The sequence below is a fragment of the Bacteroides neonati genome (assembly GCF_000499785.1).
GTDB lineage: Bacteria > Bacteroidota > Bacteroidia > Bacteroidales > Bacteroidaceae > Bacteroides > Bacteroides neonati.
Genome location: NZ_HG726021.1, coordinates 474,832 through 501,561 on the forward strand (window position 1 = coordinate 474,832; position 26,730 = coordinate 501,561).

At 41.6% G+C, this 26,730-nt stretch carries 34 protein-coding genes and 1 pseudogene; 32 read left to right on the top strand and 3 right to left on the bottom strand.

Annotation, left to right across the window (positions count from 1 at the left end):
- Nucleotides 1–6 precede the first annotated feature (6 nt).
- From TY03_RS11435 to TY03_RS11590, 31 genes are all read left to right on the top strand, one after another.
- Nucleotides 7–342 carry a hypothetical protein gene (locus TY03_RS11435; RefSeq protein ID WP_024997397.1) on the top strand — a complete coding sequence of 112 codons (336 nt, stop codon included), beginning with the start codon at nt 7–9 and terminating at the stop codon, nt 340–342.
- Nucleotides 343–405: 63 nt separating this feature from the next.
- On the top strand, nt 406–1,674 hold the full coding sequence (locus TY03_RS11440) for a reverse transcriptase domain-containing protein (RefSeq protein WP_148297763.1): 1,269 nt from the start codon (nt 406–408) through the stop codon (nt 1,672–1,674).
- 886 nt (nt 1,675–2,560) lie between these two features.
- A complete protein-coding gene (locus TY03_RS11445) occupies nt 2,561–3,019 on the top strand; it encodes a hypothetical protein (RefSeq protein WP_024997394.1) in 459 nt (152 codons plus the stop codon).
- Between the two features lie 22 nt (nt 3,020–3,041).
- Nucleotides 3,042–4,115, top strand: coding sequence for a hypothetical protein (locus TY03_RS11450; protein WP_042370044.1), 1,074 nt, complete (start codon nt 3,042–3,044; stop codon nt 4,113–4,115).
- 179 nt (nt 4,116–4,294) lie between these two features.
- Nucleotides 4,295–4,642 (top strand): hypothetical protein, encoded by a 348-nt coding sequence (locus TY03_RS11455; protein WP_024997393.1) that lies wholly within the window; start codon nt 4,295–4,297, stop codon nt 4,640–4,642.
- An 18-nt stretch (nt 4,643–4,660) separates the two neighbouring features.
- A complete protein-coding gene (locus TY03_RS22425; protein ID WP_148297758.1) occupies nt 4,661–5,587 on the top strand; it encodes a DUF4866 family protein in 927 nt (308 codons plus the stop codon).
- A gap of 12 nt (nt 5,588–5,599) precedes the next feature.
- Complete coding sequence (locus tag TY03_RS11465) at nt 5,600–6,307, top strand: hypothetical protein (protein WP_024997391.1); 708 nt, start codon at nt 5,600–5,602, stop codon at nt 6,305–6,307.
- Between the two features lies 1 nt (nt 6,308).
- Nucleotides 6,309–6,581 (top strand): hypothetical protein, encoded by a 273-nt coding sequence (locus TY03_RS11470; protein ID WP_024997390.1) that lies wholly within the window; start codon nt 6,309–6,311, stop codon nt 6,579–6,581.
- Complete coding sequence (locus TY03_RS11475; RefSeq protein WP_024997389.1) at nt 6,578–6,949, top strand: hypothetical protein; 372 nt, start codon at nt 6,578–6,580, stop codon at nt 6,947–6,949. The genes TY03_RS11470 and TY03_RS11475 overlap by 4 nt, the downstream gene beginning before the upstream one ends.
- A gap of 12 nt (nt 6,950–6,961) precedes the next feature.
- The gene (locus TY03_RS11480) at nt 6,962–7,246 is read left to right on the top strand and encodes a hypothetical protein (RefSeq protein WP_024997388.1); all 285 of its coding nucleotides are present in this window, start codon (nt 6,962–6,964) and stop codon (nt 7,244–7,246) included.
- A 6-nt stretch (nt 7,247–7,252) separates the two neighbouring features.
- Complete coding sequence (locus tag TY03_RS11485; protein ID WP_024997387.1) at nt 7,253–7,843, top strand: tyrosine-type recombinase/integrase; 591 nt, start codon at nt 7,253–7,255, stop codon at nt 7,841–7,843.
- 3 nt (nt 7,844–7,846) lie between these two features.
- The gene (locus tag TY03_RS11490) at nt 7,847–8,143 is read left to right on the top strand and encodes a hypothetical protein (RefSeq protein ID WP_024997386.1); all 297 of its coding nucleotides are present in this window, start codon (nt 7,847–7,849) and stop codon (nt 8,141–8,143) included.
- 14 nt (nt 8,144–8,157) lie between these two features.
- A complete protein-coding gene (locus tag TY03_RS11495) occupies nt 8,158–11,151 on the top strand; it encodes an N-6 DNA methylase (protein ID WP_024997385.1) in 2,994 nt (997 codons plus the stop codon).
- Between the two features lie 21 nt (nt 11,152–11,172).
- On the top strand, nt 11,173–11,757 hold the full coding sequence (locus TY03_RS11500; protein WP_024997384.1) for a hypothetical protein: 585 nt from the start codon (nt 11,173–11,175) through the stop codon (nt 11,755–11,757).
- A gap of 4 nt (nt 11,758–11,761) precedes the next feature.
- Nucleotides 11,762–13,564: a hypothetical protein gene (locus TY03_RS11505; RefSeq protein WP_024997383.1), complete on the top strand. Its 1,803-nt coding sequence runs from the start codon at nt 11,762–11,764 to the stop codon at nt 13,562–13,564.
- Nucleotides 13,565–13,656: 92 nt separating this feature from the next.
- Complete coding sequence (locus TY03_RS11510; protein ID WP_024997382.1) at nt 13,657–14,328, top strand: hypothetical protein; 672 nt, start codon at nt 13,657–13,659, stop codon at nt 14,326–14,328.
- Nucleotides 14,325–14,576, top strand: coding sequence for a hypothetical protein (locus TY03_RS11515; RefSeq protein WP_024997381.1), 252 nt, complete (start codon nt 14,325–14,327; stop codon nt 14,574–14,576). Before TY03_RS11510 ends, TY03_RS11515 begins: the two co-directional genes overlap by 4 nt.
- On the top strand, nt 14,560–15,099 hold the full coding sequence (locus TY03_RS11520; protein ID WP_024997380.1) for a hypothetical protein: 540 nt from the start codon (nt 14,560–14,562) through the stop codon (nt 15,097–15,099). Before TY03_RS11515 ends, TY03_RS11520 begins: the two co-directional genes overlap by 17 nt.
- A 3-nt stretch (nt 15,100–15,102) precedes the next feature.
- Entirely contained in the window at nt 15,103–15,270 is a 168-nt protein-coding gene (locus tag TY03_RS22660; RefSeq protein WP_162831802.1) for a hypothetical protein, read from the top strand.
- 17 nt (nt 15,271–15,287) lie between these two features.
- The gene (locus TY03_RS11525; protein ID WP_024997379.1) at nt 15,288–15,599 is read left to right on the top strand and encodes a hypothetical protein; all 312 of its coding nucleotides are present in this window, start codon (nt 15,288–15,290) and stop codon (nt 15,597–15,599) included.
- 13 nt (nt 15,600–15,612) lie between these two features.
- Nucleotides 15,613–15,870, top strand: coding sequence for a hypothetical protein (locus TY03_RS11530; RefSeq protein WP_024997378.1), 258 nt, complete (start codon nt 15,613–15,615; stop codon nt 15,868–15,870).
- 3 nt (nt 15,871–15,873) lie between these two features.
- Nucleotides 15,874–16,449 carry a hypothetical protein gene (locus tag TY03_RS21480; protein WP_024997377.1) on the top strand — a complete coding sequence of 192 codons (576 nt, stop codon included), beginning with the start codon at nt 15,874–15,876 and terminating at the stop codon, nt 16,447–16,449.
- A gap of 78 nt (nt 16,450–16,527) precedes the next feature.
- Nucleotides 16,528–17,202: an antitoxin VbhA family protein gene (locus TY03_RS11540; RefSeq protein WP_024997376.1), complete on the top strand. Its 675-nt coding sequence runs from the start codon at nt 16,528–16,530 to the stop codon at nt 17,200–17,202.
- Between the two features lie 10 nt (nt 17,203–17,212).
- Nucleotides 17,213–17,860, top strand: coding sequence for a hypothetical protein (locus tag TY03_RS11545; RefSeq protein WP_024997375.1), 648 nt, complete (start codon nt 17,213–17,215; stop codon nt 17,858–17,860).
- Nucleotides 17,861–17,866: 6 nt separating this feature from the next.
- On the top strand, nt 17,867–18,118 hold the full coding sequence (locus TY03_RS11550) for a hypothetical protein (protein ID WP_024997374.1): 252 nt from the start codon (nt 17,867–17,869) through the stop codon (nt 18,116–18,118).
- 195 nt (nt 18,119–18,313) lie between these two features.
- Nucleotides 18,314–18,727 (top strand): hypothetical protein, encoded by a 414-nt coding sequence (locus TY03_RS11555; RefSeq protein WP_024997373.1) that lies wholly within the window; start codon nt 18,314–18,316, stop codon nt 18,725–18,727.
- 292 nt (nt 18,728–19,019) lie between these two features.
- On the top strand, nt 19,020–19,508 hold the full coding sequence (locus TY03_RS11565; protein ID WP_081698261.1) for a MutS N-terminal domain-containing protein: 489 nt from the start codon (nt 19,020–19,022) through the stop codon (nt 19,506–19,508).
- Entirely contained in the window at nt 19,480–20,175 is a 696-nt protein-coding gene (locus tag TY03_RS11570) for a hypothetical protein (protein ID WP_024997370.1), read from the top strand. Before TY03_RS11565 ends, TY03_RS11570 begins: the two co-directional genes overlap by 29 nt.
- A gap of 122 nt (nt 20,176–20,297) precedes the next feature.
- Nucleotides 20,298–20,816: a hypothetical protein gene (locus TY03_RS11575; protein WP_024997369.1), complete on the top strand. Its 519-nt coding sequence runs from the start codon at nt 20,298–20,300 to the stop codon at nt 20,814–20,816.
- Nucleotides 20,816–21,211: a ribonuclease H family protein gene (locus TY03_RS11580; protein ID WP_024997368.1), complete on the top strand. Its 396-nt coding sequence runs from the start codon at nt 20,816–20,818 to the stop codon at nt 21,209–21,211. Before TY03_RS11575 ends, TY03_RS11580 begins: the two co-directional genes overlap by 1 nt.
- A gap of 299 nt (nt 21,212–21,510) precedes the next feature.
- The gene (locus TY03_RS11590) at nt 21,511–21,804 is read left to right on the top strand and encodes an HU family DNA-binding protein (protein ID WP_024997366.1); all 294 of its coding nucleotides are present in this window, start codon (nt 21,511–21,513) and stop codon (nt 21,802–21,804) included.
- Between the two features lie 351 nt (nt 21,805–22,155).
- Here the strand turns inward: TY03_RS11590 and TY03_RS11595 are convergent, their stop codons facing one another.
- From TY03_RS11595 to TY03_RS11605, 3 genes are all read right to left on the bottom strand, one after another.
- The gene (locus tag TY03_RS11595; RefSeq protein ID WP_042370053.1) at nt 22,156–24,450 is read right to left on the bottom strand and encodes a TonB-dependent receptor; all 2,295 of its coding nucleotides are present in this window, start codon (nt 24,448–24,450) and stop codon (nt 22,156–22,158) included.
- 40 nt (nt 24,451–24,490) lie between these two features.
- Complete coding sequence (locus TY03_RS11600; RefSeq protein ID WP_042370054.1) at nt 24,491–24,838, bottom strand: hypothetical protein; 348 nt, start codon at nt 24,836–24,838, stop codon at nt 24,491–24,493.
- A gap of 578 nt (nt 24,839–25,416) precedes the next feature.
- On the bottom strand, nt 25,417–25,722 hold the full coding sequence (locus TY03_RS11605; protein ID WP_042370056.1) for a thioredoxin family protein: 306 nt from the start codon (nt 25,720–25,722) through the stop codon (nt 25,417–25,419).
- 210 nt (nt 25,723–25,932) lie between these two features.
- Here TY03_RS11605 and dapF point away from each other — a divergent pair.
- Nucleotides 25,933–26,729, top strand: a pseudogene (gene dapF, locus TY03_RS11610) (diaminopimelate epimerase).
- Nucleotide 26,730: the final 1 nt, after the last annotated feature.

Consider the following 26,730-nt stretch of genomic DNA (forward strand, 5'->3'; position numbering starts at 1 on the left):
CAGAAAATGACAAGAAAACAAATTGAAGAGGCTAAAAATTCATTGCCTCGTTTTAACAACAGAACATACGAAGAGAAACATATTGCTGACGAACTAAGTTGCCGAGAGATGATTAACAGTTGCTTAATCTATTGTAATCCAACTGCATTTTACGATGAAACAACGCATGAGTTTCAATATTATGCTCTGAGATATGTAAAGGACTTGGGTGAAGAAACCGTCAAAAGATTGTGGGACGAACAACTTACAGACTTCGGCAAAGCAACTGTGCAATTTGGTGTTCACACGGATAGTGAGGGGTGCTGCTATAATAATTGTATCTGGGCTGACGAAAGAAATTAATCACCCTGAAATAAACAAAAAAGTAATTCACTAGCTACTCTGAATAAAACCAATAAAATGAAGATTATGGCAGATAAAATTTTGCATATGTTTTTCGACATCGACAGATGGACGAAAGCAATTGAGAAAGGAGTGTTCAAAGACATTCGCAAAGACCAACTCATACGGCTGACTGATGAGCATACCAGACTGGCGATTGCCGATGCAATGCTGAAAGGCAAGTATGAAATCTCTCCACCCCATACTGCACTGATACCAAAAGATAATGGCGAGTTCCGCACGGTTTACGTCAATGAACCTATGGATCGTGTAATACTGAGTATCGCCAACGATTTGCTGTTCGACCTGATGCCAGAAATGCTTCATAAGTCTTGTAAATCATATCAAACAGGTATTGGATGCGGCAAGGTTGTAAAAGAGGTAAGTCTTCAAATCACGAATGCTCCCAGTGGTGACTGTCTGGGTTGGAAGTCCGACCTGAGCAAATACTTCGACAGTGTGCCGCTTCGATATATCGACGAGGCATTTGACAATGTGGAAACAAAATATGGCCATTCAGCCCTGATTGACGTATTGAGAAAATATTACCACTGCGACTTATACTTCGATGAAGAGAACAATTTCAAAAGTAAGTTCCAGTCGCTGAAACAAGGTTGCGCCGTGGCAAGTTGGCTGGCAGATGTTCTCTTATACGACCTCGATGATGAGTTGTCTCAACTGAATGGCTTCTATGTACGCTACTCAGACGATATGCTTTTTATCGGAGATGATTACGAGAAAGCAATGACCGTACTTCAACAACGACTTAGTGAGATGTCAATGGCTCTCAACCCTAAAAAAGTGGAATATCTAACGGCTGACAAGTGGTTCAAATTTCTGGGGTTTAGCATCAAAGGCAATATGATTTCTCTATCGTCCAGCCGCATCAAAACATTCCAGAAAGAAATTGAGTCACGAACTATCCGTAAGCCTGGTATCACTCTGGCAAAAGCTATTAACTCCGTGAATCGGTATCTCTATAAAGGTAACGGTGAATTTAGCTGGGCAACACAAATACTACCTGTATGCAACGTCAGAAAAGATATAGATGAACTAAACAAGTTTGTGATGGATTGCCTAAGAGCCATCGAGACAAGAAAACGCAAGATAGGCGGTCTGGGATATATCAAGACAAAGGGCGATGGCTGTATTGTCCGAGGTTTGGGGCGGAATGTAAAAGCAAACCGCAATAAGACCAACAATAACATATCAGGCTATCTGACAATTGGTTGTATGCAGAATGCCATACTTACAAGCCATACTGTGTATAACACATTGGTTTCATCATTATAGGAATGCCGAGCACACGGTTAATGAATGAAGAGCGAGAATTTAATGTTACAGGTATGTATACCAGAACCCATATTACGATTCACCGGTCTAGCAACCGGTGAATCCCATCTTGGTTCTGGAATTACCTGTAAATATCAAGAGATTAAAGAGATGTGTCGCTTGCTTGACATTCACACAGAGATACTGAAACACATCAGTGAAGTTCAAGGAACAACAATTTACCAACCCGCGTACGGAACCAGCTCCTACAGAGTCTTGAAGGCCGTTCATAAACCGCCTTCAGACTCTTCTGAGCTGGAAACGCGGGTAACATCAAGAGTATAAAGCAATGTGTCGTTGTTATGAGAACTTTCTTATTCTTAGCACAAAACGTGATTCAAGGGAATAATATTTAGTGTATCGTGCTCAATAAGCCTCCGCTGCGGCGTCGTGATCCCTACCGTTATACGACGCCGCTGCTTAGGCTTCCAGCCACGCTAAACATCAAATTCATAGAGGAATGTGCCAATATTCTGAGAATCACAACAAAAAGAACTTAGCACAAAGTGAAAGCCCAGATTAGGAAATTTAATGGTGCAGCTCTGCAACTGCTGGAACCATACGTCATCTCCGTATATCTTCCGATATGACGTGATGGGGCCAGCAGAATAGCTGCTCATATCAAAAACAGTAAAGTTATGTGCCATCCTAATTGAGACTTTCTTTTAAAAGAGAAATGGTAACGCAACCGATTAATGCACAAGGAGTCGAATTTAACATACAGTATTATACCTGGTCCCTGAACCTGGTTATAACCGAGGTTCAGGACCAGGAGAAACTGTATTTATCAGAATGATAAAGTAATGCGTCAGCGATTTGAATGCATCTAATTTATAATTGAGGAAACATGAATAATATCTATCAAGCATCTATCCAAGCTGTCGAGGACGGTGCAAACTTCAGAATTGATTTCCAGTCCCGAAGTCTAAAACTGAACGGCAAGTTTATCATACAAGACGGCAGATATGAAGGTGAATTGGGGGTGACGGATTGCAACGAAGATGAGTTTTTCGCAAATGTGGAAGAACTGTATTCTCGGTATAAAAACTCAGTTCCATCAGAGCGCAGCGAAAGCAAGCCGCACCAATATTTCATGGCAGTGCCCGAAAGGAGTTTAAGTGATGATGCTATGTTGTATGGTGAACGTCGGGATAAAGCACAAATTGAACTCGAATTATATGTTCTCTGCCAGATTATCAACGGGTTTAAATGGAACCCAGAAAAGATGGGCAAATGGTTCTGGAAAAGTAAGGTCGATAAAGATTTGGTGATACTCAAAAACTGGATAGAGACTAACTGTAATTAATCACAATAATAAAAAGAAGAAAATGAAAAAAGAGACAAAAATGTTGTGTCCCAAGTGCGGCGCAAAGCCCGAAATTGCAAAGGGCGACTTTACTGCTGTAATCGCAATTGTAGGCAAGGGTTTAGGTTTGGAGGTAACAGCAACGGAACATAGCCCCTCAACGAAACTGCCCAAAACAGCACAGGAACGTATTGATGCACTTCGCAGTGCCGGCGTGGATGTAAATAATCTATTTGCCATGAAGGGGGCCAACGGTGGCGAGTATATCGGTTCAAACAAGGATGGTGTACTTTCCATGCTTGATGACAACGATCCTATTTTCAGTCACATCATTGAACAAGGAACAGTCCCTAACCGCCGTCTGTTCAGACGCTGGGTTATGGCTCAAATGTTTCACATGATGTCTTATACACCTCATCGTTCAAAAGAACCGGTAGGTGTGACGAACATGATTCATCGTTTGGGTTATGATTATCAGTGGAAAATGTTAATGGATGAGTTATACGCTCAGATGAAAATGTCGGAAAGGGATGCCGTAAATTTCACAGATCGTAATCGTTGGTTTAACACTGACGTTGTTATGGCTATGGCGAATGATTATATTGTACAGCTAAAAGAGCGTGTGAATAACCTGAATGTGAAAAAATGTAAGGGAGTACCTTACAAGCGCATTAATAGCCAGAATATTTTCGTGTCAGATTTGCAAAGTAAATTGTATAACCCGTTATACGCAGCAATAACACATATCAAACAAGCAAAGAACGCTTCCCAACTATACACTGCGGCTAAAAAGTTTAATGAAATGCGTATCAATATGCGATGTGACACACCCCAGAGCAAAGCATGGGTAGATGCCTACAAAGGTTCTGGTGCATTCTTTACAATGCAGAACCTCGTTCGTTTCCATAACTGTGTTGCCATTGATGATGCAGGAAATCGTCTGGACAAATTTCAGTCTCTTGCATTTCTATCAGCCAAAGCAGAAATGTACAAGAATGGTGAAGGATGGCGACTGTTTGCTGTCTTGAAAAAGATGCTGGCGGACAACAATATTGATATCAAGAAAAAGGTCTCAGAGTGGCGTAAGAGAAAGTAAACAATTTAATTGCTTGGCAGGCACGATGTGGTGGATCAGTAAATTTAGTTGTCGCCCCTACATTGATGAGGAGCCCACTGCAAATGCCAGGGCTCCTCTATCAAGTAGGTGGCCTCACATCAAACAAGTAAAGAAATGCCCCTATTGGTAATCACATCATTATTAAACAGAATCAATACATGAGTATCAATTTACATATAGCAAAAAAATATCAAGTGCAGTACACTTCCACAGTTATATGTGGCTACCAATCACAAGAGGTGTTGGACTTAATCTTTATGGAGTTCGAAATCACCACTAACAAGGGAGATGAGTATGATAACGAATACGACCTGCCGAGAAGTGAACTGGTACGGTTAAAAGACGAAATTATCAATCAAACTGACTACTTCAAGGAACGAGAGGGGTTCCTTACTAAGGAGTTGGCAAAAATCGGATTGACCATTGACGAATTTGTGTCAGCTCTCGACAATTTAATCACAACCAGCGACCAGAACAATGATGACGTTCTGCTGAGTTGGTACTAAGCGGCTAAATCAAATAATATGTCAAAAATAGTATGTTCGGTTTGTGGGTCTGATGACGTGCAGGCCAAAGTTTGGGTGAAACTAAACGAGAATTACGAAACCACCACTGAATTTATCGATGAGATGATTCGAGAGCCTGCCGACTGTTGGTGCTGCAACTGCGAGGAAAATCAAAAGCTGATTATTATCGAGGAAGAGAAAAAACAACCTAACAATACATCAAAAAATAATATACACATGTTCATAGACGAAAAAACTCAAAATACTATCCACGCCACACTTGACAAAAGCGTGTCGCATGGGACGATGCGATATCAGGAACTTATTCCTGCTTTTATGAATGTCATTCGCGATACCCCTGAGTATGTGCAACTGATGGATCAACTTCCCGCTTATGCACAAGAAGATAAAACCTCTAATTGGTGGGAAAGCGAGGATGCCTCATGGCTATTTACAGAGCTGTTGGAAACGCTTGAGCAATACGCACCGGAAGGCTATACATTTGGAACCCACCCCGGAGATGGTTCAGATTATGGCTATTGGAAAGTCGATAGTTCAGAAGAGGATAACGGAGACACCCTTGAATCCATACTTGAAGACACGGATAAGTGCGAAAGGTTTGCCGAAGTTGTATTAGACGAAATTAATAGTGACGAAGAACAGCCGCATCACATTGGCTCCAATATTATCAAAGCATATCAGAATGGCGATTGTGATGCACTTCTGATAGCTCTGTGTGGTTGGTCTATGGATTCTCTGCTCGGCAAATTCAACGACAATAAGCCCAATGAGCCTAAAATTTGTCCTGATTGTCAGGAAGAAGCATTGAAATATGCAATGATTGACGTAGATGACACCAACCTCGAAGAGGGGTACTCTTGCTCAGAGTGTGGGGCAAATTTTATCGGACTCGATAATGAACAGGTAATCAAAGCAAACACCTAAATAGTAAATTATATGAATCGAAAATTAGTAGAAGATCTCCACCAATACTTCGAGAAAAAAGATAATAAGAATGCCTCAGAGGTGAGTTTTCTCAATCAGCTCACCGAAGAGTTGCCATACTTTCAGATTACCGCAATAAGCCGAGAAGATTTAACACACCGAGGTTTTGATGTCGATGATGTCGATGATGAAGATATGCGAGAGCTTGCACAAAAGATGGAAAGTGATTACTGCGAACAACTATTCTGGCAGAGCATGGAAATCATTGCCAGTGAAGGTTTAGAAATCCCTAAATTTATTTGTCCTAAGTGCGGTAAAGGTGCCAGCACATTTGATTCTCAAAGTGAAATGTACGATTGTCACTCTTGCGATCACAGTTGGAAGTTTACAGAACCGACCGGACGATATGTGTTGGTCAAATATCCTGAAGATAGCAAGTTTTTCTCTGACTGTGAAGTTGGGTACGACAGTTACAACTCGGAGGACAACGGAGCGATGTATGTGCCAGAACACTTCTATACAGCCCACACCGGCACTGAGCCAGATGCTAACAAACTCTTTATTCCGGTTACATGGCCTGAATCCCAGGAATATTTCGAACTGCAATACGAAAAGAAGTCCATCTTTGAACTGTGCGAATCTATTGAGTACGGCAAGGCATTCGATGATTTCAGTTCTCAGGCCATTTGGGTTCCATTATCAGTGATTAATAAGCAATAATATGGATGAGTTAAATCAAAACTATCTTGCCAGAGTTTGCCTATGGGTCAATAACTACGGTGATGGCGAAGGACTCACCCGCGAACTTTTTGCCGAAACGTACGGCAAGGTTATGGGCGATCATTACGCTATCAAATGGGAGAGCGAGTATCGTCACAATATTATGGCAATGGTTAACTACTTCGGTCTCGGCAGTGAAGATGGTCAAAAGTTCTGTGATATGATTATGAAGCAAATGGCAAAGTACGAACAACGAGTAGGTCACAAAAGATGAAACTGAGTGAATACATAGATAAAACCAACAAAGCCCCTATGGAAGGAGGCTTGAGTTTTTCGAGTGTCCCATCGAAGCGGCAGTTGATTACGACAAAAAGAGGACGTGAATCACTACCATATTGGTATGGCATAAAACCAATAAGGTTTATCTGGAGAGGTAGTTGGTCAGATCCTGAAATATGTTACAATCGGATGGTAGTGAACTCTCATTCCGTTGAAGATGCCATGTTTGAGCGGTATCACGAGTATTGTAAAGAAGAGGGCTTGGAATCTACTGACGATGGATTTGCTGAATTTATGAGAAACAACAAAGCTGAAATTGTGGAGCTAATCTATTTGGTTCACAATGCTGAAAAGAATAATTAAAAATGTAATATAATGGATGACGAACTTAGAATAACTGAAGACGAGGGCGATGTGGTTGATATTTACCTATCCCCAGACAAAACACCGGTAGCATATCAACGAAAGAAAAAGGAATTGATGGAGCATTGCGGAATGACGGAGGACGAAGCCGAAAACTGTTTGCTCAGGCCAATTCCGATAGAGATATTTTATAGTTATGACCAAGGGTTATGGGGGATTGAATCCGAATGTCTTTCGTCTTGTGAGGTTTATGACCCTTACACCGGAAAAGAGATCCCAAACGACAATTTACCGTAAAAAACCATGAGCAGAGACAAAGGAAAACTAACAACAGCAGACTACTTGTCGATAGAAGACTTCAATCGATTGGTAGATGGACTGCATAATGATGGACTATATATGTGGGAGCTCTATTGCAGGTTATCCTTTTGTACTGCTTTACGAGCCTCAGATGTATTAACCCTCACATGGCAGGATATACTTAACCGAGAATTTCTCGATAAGACTGAGAAGAAAACCCAGAAAGGAAGACGGATCACATTTAACTCCTCCGTCCAACAAAAGATCAAAGAGCTATACACTCTACAAGGCGAACCCGATAAAAAAGGTTCGCCTTTTTTAAACCCAAAAACTCAAACAGTCTATTCTTTGGAGCATATCAACCGATTGCTCAAAAAGTTTAGGGTGAGATACAGATTACCGATCAAGGCATTCTCCACACACACTTTTCGAAAGACTTTCGGACGATATGTATACGAAAGCAATGGTCGAAGTGCCGAGTCTCTAATATTGCTCAACTCAATATTCAGGCACTCAAGCATAGATATTACAAAGGTCTACATCGGACTTCGACAGGCTGAGATAGACAAAGTTTTTAACTCAATCAAATTTTAGAATATGAGACGAGTACAAACCTTAGAAGGTATAGCTCGCATACTTGGAGCCGAGGGCTTTAAGAAGTATGCAAAAGATTATGGCAATAGTCGTGTGAACCTTGATGGTGATGTGGTCGATGCTATCAATATTCTCGACATCTATCAGGGTAGTGACATGCTTATAGAGCACTTTAACTACTTCAAGCGCGAGATGACAGAGAAATACGCATCGAACACAGTGCCTTTTTATAAAACAGATGCTTTCAAAGAGCAGTGTGAGCAGGAACGCAGAGAGTTCGGCTATTTAGTATCAATGTAATAAACCAGAAGATAATGTATCAAATAACTCCACAACAAATATCACAGAGTGCCAGAAAAACGCTCAACGCAAAAATACTTTCAACAATAGGGACTGGCAACTCCATGTCTGCCGAAGAAATCTATAACGGATACACCGGTATCGGAGGTCTACACGAACTAAAACAAGCGGATTTCTCATCGTATCACGACTTTGCTCAAGCAAAACGAGAGGCCGAAATGGGACAGTTTTTTACTCCGCATGAAATATGCCGCAAGATGGTTGAGGCAATTCAACCACAGCCGAATGAGATGGTACTGGATATGTGTTGTGGGATGGGCAACTTCTTTAACTTCCTACCAAATGAGCACAATGCCTATGGGTTCGACATTGACCCGGATGCCATAAAAGTAGCCAAACACCTATATCCCAACGCAAACATAGAACTAGCCAATATATGTACTCACAATCCGGAGGAACGTTTCGATATAGTGATTGGTAACCCGCCGTTCAATCTTGACTTCGATGGTGTTCAATCGCAGTATTACTATTGCAATAAGGCGTACTGGATGCTCAAACCGTCGGGATTGATGATGATGGTCGTCCCAGTGTCATTTCTGCAAAACGAGTTCTGGGAACGCTCCAAGGTCAATGCGATAAACCGGGACTTCTCATTCATCGGACAGACCAAACTCTCCGCTGATGCTTTCAAAAGCGTGGGTGTTGACAAGTTCGATACCAAGATTATGGTCTTTATGCGGGAGTCGAAAAACATTGATATGAAACCGTACAACGCCGAGGAGTTTGTCTCAATGGAGGAGCTGGCCGAACGAATTGCGGAAGCTAAAGGCATCACGGCAGAATCGAAATTGCAGATCCAACAGGAAGCCAAAGAGGAGGTGTCGGCAGAAAATCGGGAGTTTGAGTATAAGCTAAAAAAATATCTTTACGAAATCAAGACTCACAAATCACTTCAAAAACACTATGATAAATCAATAGCTTTAGTCGCTAAGTTTCGCAATCAACGACCGCCAGAAGGCTGTTCAGTTGATGAGCGCAAGGAATGGGACAAACGCAAACTAACCTACAAAAAGGTGCTCGCCGTACTGAAACGGTATATTAAAAACCAGAATGTAGTACCACGAAAAGAGGTCGCATTGGTCAAAACAAACTATGGTTTTAAATTGAAAGGATATGCGCCTCGCCTGCTGGACAAGGTTGAGGTAACAGCAGTCTCACTCAAAGGTATTCTGGCTTTTGGAAAAACACTGCCACACCCCGAAAAAATGACCGCCAAGCTAAGGCGACAATATGCAGCAGCCGAGAAATATATCGAACGTAAACGAAAAGAGTATGAACTGCAATCGAGCATTTTTCCGACAATGAAGCGGGACGAGGCGTTGGATAAAGATATTAATACCCTGACATTCTTTAATAAGGAGATGCAGGCTTGCTCGTTCACGGAGTTGCAAAAACACGACATGGGATTGGTCTTTCAAAAAAGATATGCCCTGCTTAATTGGCAACAAGGATCTGGTAAAACGGCAGTGGCCTACTATTATAGCAAGCACAGGAGGATAAATGTTAAAAACACGGTTATCCTTGCTCCTGCAATCGCCATCCATCTGACATGGGAGCCATTCTTGAAACGCCACAGTGAAAAATATATCATAGCCAGCAAGCCGGAACATCTGGTAAATATTCCCAAGGGCTATTATGTTCTTCTTTCTCTCACGATGATTGGTGAGTTAGTTGCACCGCTCAAGGAGTTTATGAAAGTACGTTCAAATAAAGTCTGCCTGCTCTTCGATGAATCGGATGAGATTACGAATCCGTCAGCACAGCGCACAAGGCAATCGCTCAACATCTTCCGTCGTGCCAAGTATAAGTTGTTGGCAACTGGAACAACTACACGAAACAATATTGGAGAATTATACTCTCAATTCGAACTGCTGTATAACAACTCTGTCAATATGATGTGTGATGCCTATTACGTCTACTTCCAAAACAAAGACGGAGAGATTGAGATGAAACGGAATGACCGCTACCTCGAACCATTTCCGGCTCGTGGTGGTTCGACACTCTTTAAGGCTTGCTTTTGTCCGGGCAAAGCTTCGGTGTTTGGTATCGAAAAGCAAAACCAAGACGTATATAACCAAGAACATCTGGCTGCTCTTATCGAAAAGACCATCATCACCCGTAAGTTCAAAGAGTTTGCAGGTGAGAAGTACGAAATTATTAATTACACCGTAACGCCGAGCGATGGCGAACGAGCAGTTTATCGAACTATCCTTGAAAAGTTCCACGAGATTCTGCATCTCTATTATAATCCCATTAAGGATAAGAAAAAGGAGTCTCAGTTGAATCTTGTACGTCAGATACAACTTCTTATCAAAGCATGTTCTGTTCCGCACCAAATGAGCGGCTACTTTGGAGAGCCATACCCACAAAAGGCAATTACCATCGAAAACAAACTTAGGTATGAACTCAAAGGGAAAGTGGCAATTGGATGTACTTCAATTGACGCGGTGGAGTTATACACCAATTTTTTGAGTGAACGTTTCCCTGAACGTCCTTTGTTTGTTGTTCGTGGCAATGTCGATTTTAAGAAGAGGCAGAAGATACTCGATAAATTCGAGAAAACAGAGAACGGTCTATTGGTCTGTACCCAGCAAAGTTTGAAAAGTTCAGCAAACGTACCAAGTTGTGAAGACATTATAATCGAGTCTCTCCAGTGGAACATCCCTCGAATGGAGCAGTTTTATTTTCGCTTTATACGCCTGGACTCAGTTGGGATGCGCCGTGTTCACTATCTGACCTACGAGGAGTCTATTGAGCAGAATCTAATGGCGTTGATACTCACCAAAGAGCGACTGAACGAGTTTATCAAAAGCGGCGAAGTCAAAGAGGAGTCCGAAATTTTTGAGGAGTTCGACATTTCACCGGACATCATCGAAACCCTCTTCCGTCGTGAACAGGACGATCAAGGTAAGTTCCACATTCGCTGGGGAGCACAAAAAGTAAGTTAAACAATCAAAATCAATAAAATTATGAGCTTGTATATTGGCAAACAACAAGAAAGCGAAGTTATCAAATACACTTCGGTCTCGTGGACTCCGTTTTACAATGGAGTGGCTTCCAAATTAAAAAATTTCTATCCAACCCCAAAACGTGTCGAGGCACTACTTGAACTTGGCAACCTTGTTGGGCTTGGAGCTACGCCTTATGGCAAATATAGCTGGGACGAAGGTTATGACTGCATCCATTGCAGAGCTGAGATTCGAGATGACAAAGAAAAAAAGGGAAAACATCTGCCCCGATATAGCAGTGAAGCTGAATTTCTGAAACTTGATGGACATCTATTTCTTTTTAAGGATGATAATTGGCACTATCGTTATTCCGATGGGCTTTCTACTTATCTGCCGGAAACGGAATTACCCAACTTGTCGGAAAATTCATTGGAAGGACTGGAATTCATGCAGCTAAACGATAAAGGAGAGCTCTCAGTCCTATATGCCAGGGAACTCAAATATTGGAATGACATCGTAGCCAAATCCAACGAAGAGCAAATACCAATATTCGTCTTTCGTAAGGGCAGGCTTATCACAACAATCAATCACCCTCTAAATCAATAATAAAATGGGAAAAAGAATCTATGAAGCGGTAGCAAACCTCCCCGAAGAACTAATAACTCCCGAAATAGCAGCTGCTGCTATTGAAGAGGGAAATATTCAATTATTAGACTGCCTTCCTCATAAATACCTGACAGGAGAGGTTGTTGTTAGCGTTATTGAGAAAAATAGCAATTCATACAGCTACTATGGGTTTAAATTATCCAGTTTACCAGAAGAGATTCGCACCAAAGAGATATGCGAATTTGCCGTACAAAAAGATATATCCAACATTATCAACGTACCTGTTGAGTTTAGAAGTAAAACAATGCTGAAAGCAATGCTGAGTCGAACAAAGCAAAACTTAAAGTATCTACATTTGTTCGCACCGGAAGTTTGGTCGGTAGAACTTGCCATTGAAGGAGTAAAAAGCATCTATTCTGAAACCGTATCAAATTATGGACGTAGGGGTGGCTATCACAGTTCTTCAACCAAAACGGATATTAAACCGGTACAGATATTTCTCTCGTATGTCCCAATCAAGATAAAAGCCAAAGAGTTTTTTTCTAAGTTGGCTACTACGAATCTTAAACAAGAGGATGTGGTGTTTATCACTCCGGATAAGTATAAAGCGAAAACGTACTATTTGAATGTTGCCGCTAAAGATTTCAGTCTTGTACCTAAACAATTCTATGATTATGATGTATTTATGGCTGCTATCGAAAATCAAAAAATATCGTTTCACGAGCCATCTTCATACTCATATAACGGAATCCAAACTGCTGAACAAAAAGCTGAAAAGGAGAAACACCAAGAACTTATGGCGGCTATTTTCTCTGTCATTGATGATGCGATGGCTGACAAGATCATTGAGGTAGTGCCATACGCTTTCAAGAAACTGCCAGATGTATTTCAGACACCACAACGATTAATAGCTGCCATCAGCAAGCCTAATAGCGAGGTTGTGGTGATTGATAGCGACACTCTCTCTCATCTACTCACCAAAGAGGTGTGCGAGGCTTACATTAAGAAAAATAGTAACCTGCCGGCACTTCCACATACGATATGGACACCGGACTTCGTAGAATACTGTATGAAATATGGAACAAATTTTCGTTGGTTTAAGCAGTTACCTAAAGAGTTACAGACCCGTGAGATTGTGCACAATGTATTAGAGTACAGCGCCCAATATGTTGAATACGTTCGTATTGAGTTGATCTCATTGGAGAAAGCATATGAGATTTATAGAAATCACAACTATTGTCGCCAATATATCCCAGCGATGCTTATCAAAGACTTTGAGGACGAGACAGGACTGAACAGCGATTTTGTCGGAGGGGAGTTGAGTTACACAAAGTTCCGAGAACAACGAAAAATGAATACTTACTGCAAAGTGGGCAATTCATTCTTATCAATCAGTGACGGGGGATATCGAGCATCTGCCGTAATAACCATGACGCGCCGCACTCCTCAATCCTTCCGCCCGGTAGTCATATTCTCGAAGTCTATCGACACTTTCCATACTACGTGGCTCGAAAAGGTGATTGCCGACTATGATGCTTCGTTTGTAAAGCCAACTGTGAGCAAAGCTCTGAAACCTTATCAAATCAATGGCTATTTTGCTATTAAAAAGGTAGGCTCCGAATATGGTATTGATATCTACGCAAACGTACTGCTCGGAGAACAGATATCTTTCGCCACACTGATTGGCGGAGAGGTGGTTCGCAATGAGTCATTAGACAAACTCAAAGAGGAACTAAAAGAGTTCCATACAGAAAGTATAGATTTCGGAACTTTGGTACTTCCGACCGGATTGCAGGTTGCCATCTGAACTGATAATCAATAATAATTGAATTGGGGTGAATTTCTTCACCCCTTTGTTTTTTCAATCACTATTCTAAAATCGAACAAATAAGTATAACGATGAATATAAACGCAAAACACATCGAGGCATTGGGTGGGCTAATGTCTCTCGAAATGGAGTTAAACACTCCCGACCTCCCTGAATTTGACGAGAAAAAGGTAACAGCCTATCTGTTTGATGCCTTTGGCGTTGCTATGTATGAGGACAAATACCTATTTTTAGAATATCCCGGACTTGGCAATGCTATGGAAGATGAACAATTACGCCGTACCATCAATCAAGATCGCTTTGGGAATCGCTTACCGGATGACTTCAAAGTTACTATTGACGACTTGGCAATGTGCTTTGCCGAAGTCGAAGAAATAAACCATGAAGAGTACGTCAGACAACTGATGAAGGGCATTTTTACAAACTCAAAATCCCTGTTCAGAGGAACCGGAATGACAGCAGAGAAGTTCCGGGAACATAATCTGAGAATCATTATGGCTCCTTGTAAGCATCTCTACATCTACAAAGACGATAGGGAGTTTCTCAAAGATTTGGACGGTAAGATTTACGCCATCTCAAACCTTAACGGAGATATTATTTGTGATATTTTGGAGGAAGATATGATAATGCTTGAAGACCAAGGTCTCATTTCTAATAACCAAATCATTTCCGCTGATTCTATCGAATATATACGTTCTCAACGAGTAGAGATCATTTTCCTAACCAAACCAATCAAACGATGAGACATTCAGATAATGTAATCATGCTATACAGCACAGATGCCTGGCATACTCATAACAGCCGTGAACTGGTCGGAGTATTTTCAAATCAAGATGAACTGAACAAGTATTTATCGAAAATGAAACGAGCAGGCAAATTGTCTGATGAGGATATGGCAATGCTTATCAATTATAACCAGACACAAGGTCGAGATATAAATTACTTAGTAGAAACCGAAAAAATTAATCCAAAATATGAACGAAAAAATTAATTCATTTCAAGAACGTGCCAAATTATTACGCTGTGAAGTCACTGATGCCATTATTGGTATACTCAAAGAAAACAATCTATCCGAGCTTCAACTATCACAAAACCCAGATGAGGTACCTTGGGTTGTATGGTTCAACGACGAAATGTACGGCTATGATTCCCGTGTAAAAGTGGTATCAATCGAGGGCAACGGCATTGCAGTTGAGGTCTATGATGAAGATTGTTGCAGTTCTGCAACCCTTACCAGTGATAATCTCGACTTAGCTTGCACAAACATCGATTGGCTATGTATAATCCTTAATAGTATTACCTACACTCTAAGTCTTCCTAAATCAACAGGAATAACTGAGATCGCAGGCCATATCATTGAATGGTCCTATGACGAACCGGGACTGTCCGAGATTCCTGAACGTGAACAAGAGGAGATTGAGGGATTAATCCAAGCTGGGAATAGTAATGGTGCTTTGTTCTACAACGATAATGATATGGAATTTGAAGGAACATGGAAAATAAAATCTATTTAAGTTATGGCTACAAGAACAGTATATATCACAGTACGTCTTGATATTACCAATGACAAGACAAATCAAATCACCGATGAGGATATGGAAAACATCATCAGCGAAACAGACTACAACTTTGGAAATGTCGGTGATTTTGAACTTGAAACGGAAATCTGTGGACAAAATGAATAACTCTAAAAATTAGAACAATGAAAGACCTGAATGATTACAAACCCGAAGAGTTCGGGGTGAATAAAGATGAAATCAACTCGCTCATCATGGAGCAAGCCAGCGACTGTGCCATTGAAAAAATGGTAAAAGCTAACGGTCTGCCTTTTGAAGCATTTGTTGAACCAGACATCGAAGAAGGCGAAGAAGCTGATGATGCCACACCAACCCGCTACAAAGAAGAATATCAAGAGCAATACAACCAACTCTATGATGAAGAGTATGACCGCATCGCAGCAGAACTCGGCTTTGATTTTTGTAAAGAGGATGGTATTCTCATTTTGGAATCATAATGGTAAGAGCAACATGAAAGTAATCTTCCGCAAATTCAAGCAAGGCGGTGATATCATCGCCTTATTTCCTGAACAAGGCAATAAGAAAAATCTGATGGTTGGCTCCTATATGCGCGTTGGACAACACTCTGATGCCGATTATATCGGAGTAATCGCGGCAACCACTCCCGCCAAAGAAAGTGAGTATGCAGAACTTCTGGCCGAACTGAAAAGTATTGGATATGATGATTTACAAATAACAAGGCGATGTAAGCCCAAATACAACAATTAAATTATGGACATAATAGAAGAACTTACCAAGTGCAAAAGCACTATCACTCAGGCACGGGAAACAATAGGAAAGTTGATGCTCTCTCTGGCCAAAATATATGGTGGAGAGATAGAGTCTCCCGCAGGAAGAACATACAGTGGCGTAGAAGCAGCAACAGGAATTCCTTGCCAGATCAAATCATTTTCTGAAAATGAATCATTGATGGTAAATGCCTCCTTTGATGGAGATGACTACGAACTACCAATCTCTAATTTCTACGCTGAGGAGTTGGTCGAAGTTATGCAATCGATGATAAAGGAGCGAAAAGATGCTCTTCTCGCCAAAGCCAACAAAGCATACGCTGACTATAAAAACAGAACAAAGCAGGAACCGCACTATTTGAAATGTCAGATTACCTACAAAGACGATGGTTCACAACTGGATGTAATTATCAAACTCTCGTTGGATGTAGTTGAGAGCGAAGATGACAAAATTTTCTTCAACTTCAATAGCTACGATGACCTTAAATATTTTGTAGATATTGGGAAGGAAGATTTTATTGTCACCAAATTCTACCATCTTGAAGAATATCTGGACTAACTAAATACCCAAACTATCACTTGACCGACCGAGATTAATATCACTCTCGGTCTTTTTTCACCTTAAAAATAAAGTAACATGATATCGATTATAGTAATATTTGGACAAGATGCTGTAAAATACCACGAATGGACAGGTCAGGTTCCATTAGATAAGTTTCTTTCTCTAAATGGAGGAGTGGTCTCAGAGGTTAAATTCAACACGCAAGAGGAGTACTCAGCCTACTTACAAGCTCTTGCAGATTATGATTCTTGGCCATCTTATGCAACCATTGAAAAAGAGATCGTAATTGAGAAGTGCCCTCATTGCGAAGATTGGGAATCTTTCTTCGCCGACCGTGACAGCAAAGTCTATTGCCCTGATTGTGGCTCCCTCATTATTCCGGCAAAACAAAGAAATGATAAAATCGCTCCTGTAAAGCTACAATTCCAAACGACTGGCAACACTGAATGGCGGAATTTTCCAGAAGTCCCTACAGTGGAAAACTATACAACTGATTTTCCTTCTGAATTCATGCACGGCTACCATTCCAGTGATTACGTGGCGTGGGAGGATGATATGCGGAGATTTGTGGACGGAGAAATAACTCTGGAAGAGTTCAAAGAATATGGCCATGAATTCAACACCCAATGGCAGGCAGAAGAGGAAATGAAACGGCTTAGACAAATCATTCTCAACGAGACAATGGAAGACTTCTTTGTCGATTTTGTCGCTGTGAAAATTAAGTTCAGACAAGTACAAACAACCCTATAAAATTACGACTATGACATTCACAACAAGATTCAATCAGTTACAAACAGATATTATCGCTAACATCACGGCAATAACTAATCGTCCCGATGGTTGGTTACCACACACTGTCTTTGTCGAAGAAGAGGATGAAGACAGAAGTGGAGCCGGAACACCAGTCTATAAAAAATATCAGCTTATTGATTTCAAGCCAGATGGTAGTTGTACTCTTCGAGATACGAAAACCGGCGAGGATGAAACAGATCGTCATCTCTCAGAAATCAATATTGATTGGCTGATGACTCTCTATGGATATTACCAAGATTTATCCGAAGAGCGTGAAGCTTTAAACACAGATCCATACAACAATCCGCTCGAACACTCACTCAGGCTGCTACTTGATGTGGCGTGTCTCGAAATCACTCGTTTTGAAGAAAGTGAGACTTACAACCAGTGTGTTAAGGCTCTCGCATCTTCCGAAGAAAAGGAGTTATCAGTCTTTCTATATCCATTGGATTGTTTTGAGCGCAACGCAACAAATAAAGAAATTATCTATGACTGGGAGAGTGAGGTAGAATATGAGATTCCCACCAGAAAACTTACTCCTGATGAATTCGCCGCAGAATGTAACGACGAAATGTTTGCCGACCAAGTTTATTGGGTGCGTTTCATTAAATATTAAACAAGTATGGCAAAGAAAAAGGAAAACAAACCGCCCACATTGAATGAGCGGATCGAAAATGCGGTAAACTTGGGGCCTCTGACACCATTATATTTCGTTGTGGCAATTGATATGCTCAAAAATCATATCGACAGTTCGGAAGACGAGTCGATAGAACAATTATTTGAACGCTTATTCTCGGCTGATCGAGTAAGAAGTAACATCAAAGAAATTCACAAAGTAATTAATAATCTTCCTAATGAACAAACAACAACATGAACAACTGCGAAAATACCAGCGGGACAAGCTGGTATTTTTGCAAATGGGTTTGGAGTAAAACATCAAGGGATTGATACATCAGATTGAGAAATACCCAATCACCGATGTTACAATCCCTTCTTCATTGCTTATCGAACTTGAGCCATTACAGCAGCGAATAAATTCACTTGTACAACAACTTAATAATATCAAACAATGAACTTTCAAGAATTAACTGACGCATATAAAAAGAGAATTGATGAATTTCTCCTCCAAATTGAAGAGAAGTGTGCTAATCGAAATGGATCGACAATATTGCCTCAGACTCCATCTTATTTGGAAGAAGTCATTATTCCAATTTTCAAAAGTCTGGCAGAAATCATACGCAAAAAAGGCGTGAAAATTCCTACCACACAAACTTATCGCCCTATAAAAGGCTATTATAGAATAAAGATTGGACTAACAACGGTCGGAGGATTTTCTGTTCCTGGCAATGGCGACTATGCAATATATTTCACCCCGATGAAAAATGCAAATCCCATAGGAGACAGACAATTAGTATCCGATACTGAGGAATTACTACAACTAATTAATAATCAATTAAAAGCAAAACAGCAGTTAATTACGTAAAAAACGAATATCTTTGTTTTCCTGTAAATGTCGTATAAGTATAATGCTCTTGCGAACAAAGGGATAGACTGCTGTTTTTCGTATATAGTAGCAATGAAGCAAAAGCTAACAAAAGAAGAGCTGTTTATGCTTGCACGACTGAAAAAGATAGACTTAGCACTACTTTCCCGTATGCAAGATTGTCTCGATCCCCAAAAGGTTCGTAGTAAACTTATCCAATATGAGTTTACTTGCTTGGCAAAAGAGAAAAGATTCAGGAAAGGACATATAATCAAGGCATTGATGGACAAGTATGATGTATCAAAAAGCTATATCGAACTTATCATCTACAGTAATAAACAAAGCAAAGGGAAACAGTGTGTACGATGTGGCAGACTCGTTACCGCATACAAATGGGGGCGGAATAACGGAGTCTGTGATAGCTGTATTACAAAAGCCATTAAAAATTATGAATATGAAACAGGCAGCGAAAATGAAAATGCTCAAAGAAATGAAGAGCCGCCGGGGAACTAACACGTTAATCCTCTTCCGTAATGGAGATTATTATGAGGCGTATGATAAAGACGCAGAAATTATCGGCAAAGTCTTCACTTTAGAAACTTTTATAGAAGATGAGTTAAAAACGGTCAGGTTTCAAGCGTCAGACATAGAAGAATATTCAAATAGATTGTTGGATGCCGGACATGCCGTTTGCATCTCTGAGATGCGTGATGAATCCGGCAGTTTCGTTATTAATATAGCACAGGAAGAGAATGGGCAAGATAGTACGGATAATCAATGACGGCTGTTTTCTGGTCGGTTTGATTGGTGGTACCACTTCTCTTATAATTCTTATTGTTATCATTGGATTATTCAAAAGCTGTTTTGGAGAAAAGATCGACCCGATGGACGATACTTATATGAAGCAGCGGGAAATGTATGACCGGCACGCTGTTTATGACAGCACCAGAGTCGGCTTTGATTTCTTATGGTACACCACCAACGCAGTGTCTAAGAAAAGGGCAGAGGAAATTAGTTCACGAAAACACATCCGAGAAGCCCAAAAAGAATTTGTAGAAACCGTCGCCGATCATTTCAATCACAATTTCTTTAACACCGACATTTATGAGGTAGCCGAATACGCTAAAAAGTTCGACGTAGACCCTGATGTTCGTCTGGTAAATATTTTTGTGATTGGACAACGGCTGGAAGACCAGTATTTACGTCCTAATCCTGATTTGCCTGGCGGCGGATGCACAGAACCCTACTATGGAACCGACCAAGGAGTTATGTATATAAAAGAAATTGATATATATCCTCCATCGCCCGATTCTTTACGGACATACCGCTACTGGGATTGTTGGCGAACCTCCTCAACAGATGAACGTTATACGCATTTTACCGAGACAGAACGCAAACAAGGTAAATATGGTACTGTACTGTATATTCCGAATTATAACCATCAGTAAATTAAGAATATAAAGTTTGGAGGAGTGAGAAAAATCCTATAACTTTGGTCTCCTCAAAGAGAATACTGACTGAAAAATAGATTGTAAATTGATCGAAAAAAGTTGAAAATGATGAATTAAAAATGATCGTAGAAAAAACGCAGATTAAGTTTGCGCAATCGGAGCAGACGGGTGAACTGATTGGATTTGTGTCCCGCCACTCCAAAACACAGAAGTTAATGGGAGTTCGTGAAGACTCCCGTTTTGGTAAGAAGATATGTGTACTTTCAGAAGAACTGAAAGGAACTATCCAGCCAAACAAGTTGTACGCTGTCGAACTGAAACCTATGCACAACGGCAGTGGATATGTGGTGGTCAAAGCATCACCCATGTTGTTTCAAGCGCAGGTGGACACGCTAATCGTCCCCAAGAGTATTTATCAGGTTACGGTAACCTTCGGCAACAAAACCGTATTCTTCGACCCGAAGGATGGCAAGAGTGCATCAAGTCGCACGCTGGCCGGAGTCATAAAACTCCTTCGTGAACGAGAAGATATTGAAAATCCAGAGTTCGTCATCGAAGACTTGACAAAACAAGCCAAACAGGTTGTTAAGCGTATGCAGAACGACGGATTCATTATTCCGGACTACACACTCAAATGATGCGCCCTCAGTGTGGCATAGCCACCGATGGCGCTCATTCCGTTAAAAACAGGCTGACGCGCTTTCGGGCAGTAGACATTGCAACAGGCGAAGAACTATTCAGCGGGAGCATAGGAAATCAAACCATCAACATCGGAGAATTTCTGGGTGTCGTAGAGGCGGTGAAATATATCATCGCCAATCACTACACACCCAGAATCATCTATACGGATAGTATGACGGCTATCGCTTGGTTTCAGGCTAAACGAACAGCGTCCAAAAAGGCGCATCCCGCACTGAAACGGGCTGAGATATTCCTGAAAGCCTTTGCTGCTGAAATCGAATCCATCGAAGTCAGACACTGGGATAATGACGGTTGGGGTGAGACTCCAGCCGACTTTGGAGAGAAAAGTTAATTGATTGATTTTAGATTGTTATGAACCCAGCTTCTCCCTGCCGGGAGGCCCGGAGAAGCATTTTTTTTAATTATAACATGGCGAAGATAAAATCGGAATCAACAAAATATATAACCATTAAGGAGAGCGAGTATCTCCAGATGGTTGAGAACACAATGCTAGTTGAGGCACTTAAGATAGCGGGGATAGAAAAACTCCCCATGTATCAGGCCGCACAGCGCATATTAACAGACAAGCGGGTAGAGATACACATCAAACCGCTTTGTTCCCGTTATTCATTCTAAAACACATAATTAGGCATGAATAAACAGGAAATCATAGACAGGTTATTCGATAAGTTGAGAAATAGCGGCTGTCGTTATCCAAAATGGGAGCTTATACAAATTATCGATCCTTTTTTAGAGGTTCTTAAAGAGTCTTTGGAAGAGGGGAACGAGATTCGCTTGACGAACTTTGGTAAGTTTGTTGTAAAGGCTAAGAAAGGGCGTAAATACTATAATATCCAAACTGGAGCCATAGGTTACACCCCAGATAAAAGAGTGATTGTTTTTGTTCAACACAAAAGCCTTGATTCCATGAGTAAAATCAAGTAAGGTACATTCCACCTTATAATATAGCTCATATACCTATTAATACATAACACCGGAACTATCCAATCAACAGAGATAGTTCCGGTGTAGTTTTTTAAGGGGGCTACATACACACTCTTAATCTTCAGATACTTGAAATCTTTAATAATTGGACTATATAGTCTCAAAAGTATCCAACTTATTGCGTACCTTTGCCAGACAAATAATTCAAGGTTCTACCATCTATATGTAGTCTCCTATGTAGGATTTGAGTTCTTTGCCAAAATACAAGCATTGATTAACAATGTGTTATAGCCCAAGAGGGTGCATCAGTATTTTGAGACAGTCCCTTTTTTTTTCGTGAATGAGGAATCATTAATAGCTTATACGCAACCCTGCAAAATAGCTACGCGGACTAGCCGGACCATAGATATAGCCCGAATCGCGTTCCACCCCTTTATCAAAATCGCTCTGATAGGCATTGAAAAGATTCTGCACCCCGGCACTCAGTTGCAAATCCATCGATTTGTAGAGTTTGAAATCATAGGCAACCTTCACTCCCAGATCAAAGAAGTCGGGGGTATTCACTGCCACATCATCGGCTATATAACCTGCCTTATGCGGCACTAGCATCGACCCCGTATAAGTACCCGATAGGGCGATAGAGAGTGGTTTGATCGGTGTATAGGTAGCGGTAAAATAGCCATACGTATTGGGAGTACGGAAAATCTTCTTCTCAGCAGGTGCGGTTTTGCTCCATTTCTCGGGTTCATCGTAATGACTCTGTTGTAAGGTAGCACCTGCCTGCAACTGAAACAGCGAGAGGTAAGCCAACTTTCCCTCAAGGGTCAGCCCCATCACCCGGGCACCCGAGCCATTGCGACGCTCCTTAATCAATACTCCATCACGTTCGCCGATATCCTCGAGTACAAATACATCCGACAGACGGGTATAAAATCCCTCGGCTAACAGATTTACCTGAAAAGCGCCAAAGCGGTGATAGAGATCGGCCGAAGCACTGAAACTTTGTGATTTCTCTTCTTTGAGGTTCTTGGCACGTTCGATCATCGATACCGTTCCTCCTACATTCTCAATATGCAGATCCTCGTCAAAAGCCTGTGGAGCACGAAAGCCCGAAGAGTAGCTCAGGCGCAGATTGATGTCTTTGGTCGGATTGAAGCGCAGGTTGGCACGCGGACTGAAGATAGCACGATGAATCAGATTATGCTTGTCCAATCGTCCGCCCACCAGCAGACTCCACTTCTCGTTCTTCCATTCATTTTGCAGAAAAGCGCTACCGATACGTACCGTTTGTTGTGTATAGCGGTTATAGCCCCACATATCGTCTTTCAGGTCATCTTGATTGTACTCCACACCACTCGTCAGATCGGCAGGCATGAAGAGACAACGATCAAAGTGATACACGTATTGCGAGCCGAGCACGTAGGTCAGATCGGTTGTTTTTCCATAGGCATTCGGGTCTTTCTTGCTTCCGTAGTAACTATCGCGGTCGGTATGTTGCACCGAGGTATAAGCACTCCAACGGTGTTTCTCGCTGGGGGTAAAGAGATCGAACTTCAATCCGCCACCGTCAATCGAATGTTCTATCTGCTCAGCTATATCGGCCTCGTGCGGAGGACGATTGAGCAAGTTGCCTCCCCGACGAAACTCTTGCATATGGTGATACTCAAACGTAAGTTTAGAGTAGGTACTTGTTTTCAGGTACGACCGGAAACCTACGGTTTGATTCTTGAGTTTGGGCATCTCCGAATATCCGTCACCATTATGATCGTATGCATCTCTGTGGCGATTTTGCCCGAAGAGATAGAGCCCTGCACGATTATTATCAGTCACCAGCGAAGCATTCAGCGAGGTATTGTTATCAAACGAGGAGCTTCCTCCGATTGAGGTCAGCGTATGTGCCAACTGTGCCGAATTGCGCAACGGCTCTTTCGTGATGATGTTAATTGTTCCGGCAATGGCAGACGAACCGAAAAGTGCCGAGCCCCCTCCACGCATCACCTCTACCCGTTCAATCATGTTAGCCGGAATCTGTTCAAGGCCATATACGCCCGAGAGTGCACTGAAAATAGGGCGCGAATCTATCAATATCTGTGTATAGGGTCCATCGAGCCCATTGATGCGCACTTGTTGGAAGCCACAGTTCTGGCAATTGGTTTCTACGCGTACGCCGGGCTGAAAGTTGAGTCCTTGCGAAAGCGTAGCCGAGTTGGTATTCTCAAATAGTTTCATATCCATCACATTGACCAGCGTGGGTGCCATGCGGCGAGTAGTTTCGCTACGATTGGCCGATACCACTACTCCATCGAGCGCAATAGCGTCTTCTTCGAGTTCAAAATTCTCTTCGAGGGTCTTACCCTTCTTTAGTTGTATCTTTCGGCTCTGGGTTTTGAAACCAACGGCACTAACCTCGAGCACGAAAGTACCTTCGGGTAGGTTTTTAAGAAAGTAATGCCCCGAGTTGTCGGTCGTGGTACCGATGGTTGTTCCTTTCAGAGCGATAGTGATATAAGACAGGTGTTCGCCGCTCTTCTTGTCGAGCACGTGTCCGATGATGTTTGCGTCAGAGCTTTTTAGCTCGGGATGAACCGCCATAGCAGGCGTTAGGGCATAGCACAGCCCTATGAGGATTGTTATAAAGATCTTCATTATAAATCGTTTTTAAATGTGTAATTGAGATAATTTCTTACTAAAAACGATAGGCAGGAGGGCCTCTGAGGCATAAAACACCCCGGTAAGAGGTGTAGTGACGAACAGCTTGCGAGCGCCACAAGAGCGTGCACAACAGCGTTGCCACAAAGGCAAGTGAGAACAGAAAGACTCCTGCATCGGTGCTCACTACGTGGTTCAGGAAGTGAAGCAACTGAAACTCGACAGTGGTATGCCCGTGAGGGCTGTCTTTCTTAAAGGGGTGTGAATGTACAATGGTAACACCGTTCACCACATGAGCGTGGGTGAACAACGTGATTCCTGCCATGTAGAAGATAAATAAGAAGGGCAGAAACCATTTAATGATATTCAGGTATAGGTGTTTCATCGTTTATGGTTGCAAAGATAGTCTATTTAAAAGCAGCAAGCAAAGCATATCTGTTAACAAGATTATTTATTTTATTAAAGCATGTTATAAAGAGAAGTAAAACGCCACACAAATTTGCAGGTTTCGAGAAAGTGCCTACCTTTGCAATGTGTTTTTCATAGTATTAGATTTAAGGTTAACAAAGATTGCTCGTCTGGGAAGATGGGCTTTTTTTATGCCTATACCTCTGGAGTTTTAACAATGTTAATACCCTTCTCTCCTTTGTATTTTCTTCTATGCAAAAGTACGTACTTTTGGCAGGAATGAATATACATTCTTTAATACCAACAGTACGTACTTAACAATGCGTTAATATACTAGTTTTTTAAACAAGGAAAAGTTGTATGTTCGCACATTCAAAAAAAGAATCGACTCAATACTGATATACAAACGTTTACCCAACCAACAACCCATATTCATCCGATTATTTATTGGTTCGGAAAAGTAAACCGTTTACTTAACCATCCATTTCGTTTTCAGAGAAGTACTTGTGTATTAAGCAACCTCACTCTCCGAATACGCATTGCTCGGCAACAAGGTCAAAACTCACTTAGTACCTCTTGCAGTTCATCGACCGTAAGCTTACCCAACCTGCGCCACAACTCTTTCTTTCTTAATAAGAGCAAAAAGGCGGGAGCCATCGATACCCGATAAGACTCGGCCAAAGCCTCATCTACGTTCATATCAACCGAAACCAAGGAAATATGCTTGGAGGATTGCCGGTTGTAAGCCTCTACCACCGATGCCAACCATGCGTTGCGCGTTTGACTATTTGTATAAAACTCTACCAGAACTAAATGGCTGGTTTCTAACGCATTCTTTAATGCCTCTACTTGACTTGTCATATCTATTGTTTTTAGTGATATATATTGAACAAATGAAACCTCTGTATGGTTTCAATATGTAAGTTGAATAGCCTTTTTTTTCATAAACTGAAAGTTTTAATCAATTTATAGAAAAAAGATATAGAAAATTATCAATTAATAAACAAAAGTAAGTATATTTGCATTGTAATATAACAAAAGGAAACTAATCAAGCTTAATAGAAAGACAAAATGGCAAAAGAAATACCATTTACCAAAATGCACGGAGCGGGCAACGACTACATCTATGTAGACACGAGCCTCTATCCGATCGAAAATCCCGAAGAGGCAGCCATTCTTTGGAGTGCTCAGCATACCGGAATAGGGAGCGACGGACTGGTACTGATAGAGCCCTCGGAGTGTGCCGATTTTGCCATGCGAATCTTTAACGCAGATGGCTCGGAAGCCATGATGTGTGGAAACGCCAGCCGCTGCATCGGAAAATATCTTTATGAACACGGATTAACGGTAAAAACAGAAATCTCACTGGAAACACGCTCGGGCATCAAGTGGTTAAAGCTGCAAACGAAAAACAACGAGGTGACCGCCGTTACAGTGGATATGGGCGAACCATCGGAGATTGCGGACGTAGATCTGGGAGTACCGGAGCAATCCACGTCTCCATGGGAAACCCTCATATAGTGCTCTTTGTCGAAGACATAGCGCAGGTAAACCTTGAAGACATCGGACCAAAACTGGAGAACCATCCGCTGTTTCCGCAACGAATTAACGTGGAGTTTGCCCAGATACTACCCGACAACCAAATCCGCATGCGTGTATGGGAACGGGGATCGGGCATCACACAAGCCTGCGGAACCGGTGCTTGTGCTACTGCCGTGGCGGCAGCAGTAAGCCATCGGGCAGGACGGAAAACAGATATCGTTATGGATGGTGGTACTCTCACCATCGAATGGAACGAACAGAACGGACATGTATATATGACCGGACCGGCAACGAACGTATTTGAAGGGGTCATTCATTTAAAATAAA

Excerpts from the sequence above, each read along its gene's own strand:
- TY03_RS11435 (WP_024997397.1), top strand. The coding sequence starts at position 7 with ATGACAAGAAAACAAATTGAAGAGGCTAAAAATTCATTGCCTCGTTTT.
- TY03_RS11445 (WP_024997394.1), top strand. The coding sequence starts at position 2,561 with ATGAATAATATCTATCAAGCATCTATCCAAGCTGTCGAGGACGGTGCA.
- TY03_RS11450 (WP_042370044.1), top strand. The coding sequence starts at position 3,042 with ATGAAAAAAGAGACAAAAATGTTGTGTCCCAAGTGCGGCGCAAAGCCC.
- TY03_RS11455 (WP_024997393.1), top strand. The coding sequence starts at position 4,295 with ATGAGTATCAATTTACATATAGCAAAAAAATATCAAGTGCAGTACACT.
- TY03_RS22425 (WP_148297758.1), top strand. The coding sequence starts at position 4,661 with ATGTCAAAAATAGTATGTTCGGTTTGTGGGTCTGATGACGTGCAGGCC.
- TY03_RS11465 (WP_024997391.1), top strand. The coding sequence starts at position 5,600 with ATGAATCGAAAATTAGTAGAAGATCTCCACCAATACTTCGAGAAAAAA.
- TY03_RS11470 (WP_024997390.1), top strand. The coding sequence starts at position 6,309 with ATGGATGAGTTAAATCAAAACTATCTTGCCAGAGTTTGCCTATGGGTC.
- TY03_RS11475 (WP_024997389.1), top strand. The coding sequence starts at position 6,578 with ATGAAACTGAGTGAATACATAGATAAAACCAACAAAGCCCCTATGGAA.
- TY03_RS11480 (WP_024997388.1), top strand. The coding sequence starts at position 6,962 with ATGGATGACGAACTTAGAATAACTGAAGACGAGGGCGATGTGGTTGAT.
- TY03_RS11485 (WP_024997387.1), top strand. The coding sequence starts at position 7,253 with ATGAGCAGAGACAAAGGAAAACTAACAACAGCAGACTACTTGTCGATA.
- TY03_RS11490 (WP_024997386.1), top strand. The coding sequence starts at position 7,847 with ATGAGACGAGTACAAACCTTAGAAGGTATAGCTCGCATACTTGGAGCC.
- TY03_RS11495 (WP_024997385.1), top strand. The coding sequence starts at position 8,158 with ATGTATCAAATAACTCCACAACAAATATCACAGAGTGCCAGAAAAACG.
- TY03_RS11500 (WP_024997384.1), top strand. The coding sequence starts at position 11,173 with ATGAGCTTGTATATTGGCAAACAACAAGAAAGCGAAGTTATCAAATAC.
- TY03_RS11505 (WP_024997383.1), top strand. The coding sequence starts at position 11,762 with ATGGGAAAAAGAATCTATGAAGCGGTAGCAAACCTCCCCGAAGAACTA.
- TY03_RS11510 (WP_024997382.1), top strand. The coding sequence starts at position 13,657 with ATGAATATAAACGCAAAACACATCGAGGCATTGGGTGGGCTAATGTCT.
- TY03_RS11515 (WP_024997381.1), top strand. The coding sequence starts at position 14,325 with ATGAGACATTCAGATAATGTAATCATGCTATACAGCACAGATGCCTGG.
- TY03_RS11520 (WP_024997380.1), top strand. The coding sequence starts at position 14,560 with ATGAACGAAAAAATTAATTCATTTCAAGAACGTGCCAAATTATTACGC.
- TY03_RS22660 (WP_162831802.1), top strand. The coding sequence starts at position 15,103 with ATGGCTACAAGAACAGTATATATCACAGTACGTCTTGATATTACCAAT.
- TY03_RS11525 (WP_024997379.1), top strand. The coding sequence starts at position 15,288 with ATGAAAGACCTGAATGATTACAAACCCGAAGAGTTCGGGGTGAATAAA.
- TY03_RS11530 (WP_024997378.1), top strand. The coding sequence starts at position 15,613 with ATGAAAGTAATCTTCCGCAAATTCAAGCAAGGCGGTGATATCATCGCC.
- TY03_RS21480 (WP_024997377.1), top strand. The coding sequence starts at position 15,874 with ATGGACATAATAGAAGAACTTACCAAGTGCAAAAGCACTATCACTCAG.
- TY03_RS11540 (WP_024997376.1), top strand. The coding sequence starts at position 16,528 with ATGATATCGATTATAGTAATATTTGGACAAGATGCTGTAAAATACCAC.
- TY03_RS11545 (WP_024997375.1), top strand. The coding sequence starts at position 17,213 with ATGACATTCACAACAAGATTCAATCAGTTACAAACAGATATTATCGCT.
- TY03_RS11550 (WP_024997374.1), top strand. The coding sequence starts at position 17,867 with ATGGCAAAGAAAAAGGAAAACAAACCGCCCACATTGAATGAGCGGATC.
- TY03_RS11555 (WP_024997373.1), top strand. The coding sequence starts at position 18,314 with ATGAACTTTCAAGAATTAACTGACGCATATAAAAAGAGAATTGATGAA.
- TY03_RS11565 (WP_081698261.1), top strand. The coding sequence starts at position 19,020 with ATGATGTATCAAAAAGCTATATCGAACTTATCATCTACAGTAATAAAC.
- TY03_RS11570 (WP_024997370.1), top strand. The coding sequence starts at position 19,480 with ATGGGCAAGATAGTACGGATAATCAATGACGGCTGTTTTCTGGTCGGT.
- TY03_RS11575 (WP_024997369.1), top strand. The coding sequence starts at position 20,298 with ATGATCGTAGAAAAAACGCAGATTAAGTTTGCGCAATCGGAGCAGACG.
- TY03_RS11580 (WP_024997368.1), top strand. The coding sequence starts at position 20,816 with ATGCGCCCTCAGTGTGGCATAGCCACCGATGGCGCTCATTCCGTTAAA.
- TY03_RS11590 (WP_024997366.1), top strand. The coding sequence starts at position 21,511 with ATGAATAAACAGGAAATCATAGACAGGTTATTCGATAAGTTGAGAAAT.
- TY03_RS11595 (WP_042370053.1), bottom strand. The coding sequence starts at position 24,450 with ATGAAGATCTTTATAACAATCCTCATAGGGCTGTGCTATGCCCTAACG.
- TY03_RS11600 (WP_042370054.1), bottom strand. The coding sequence starts at position 24,838 with ATGAAACACCTATACCTGAATATCATTAAATGGTTTCTGCCCTTCTTA.
- TY03_RS11605 (WP_042370056.1), bottom strand. The coding sequence starts at position 25,722 with ATGACAAGTCAAGTAGAGGCATTAAAGAATGCGTTAGAAACCAGCCAT.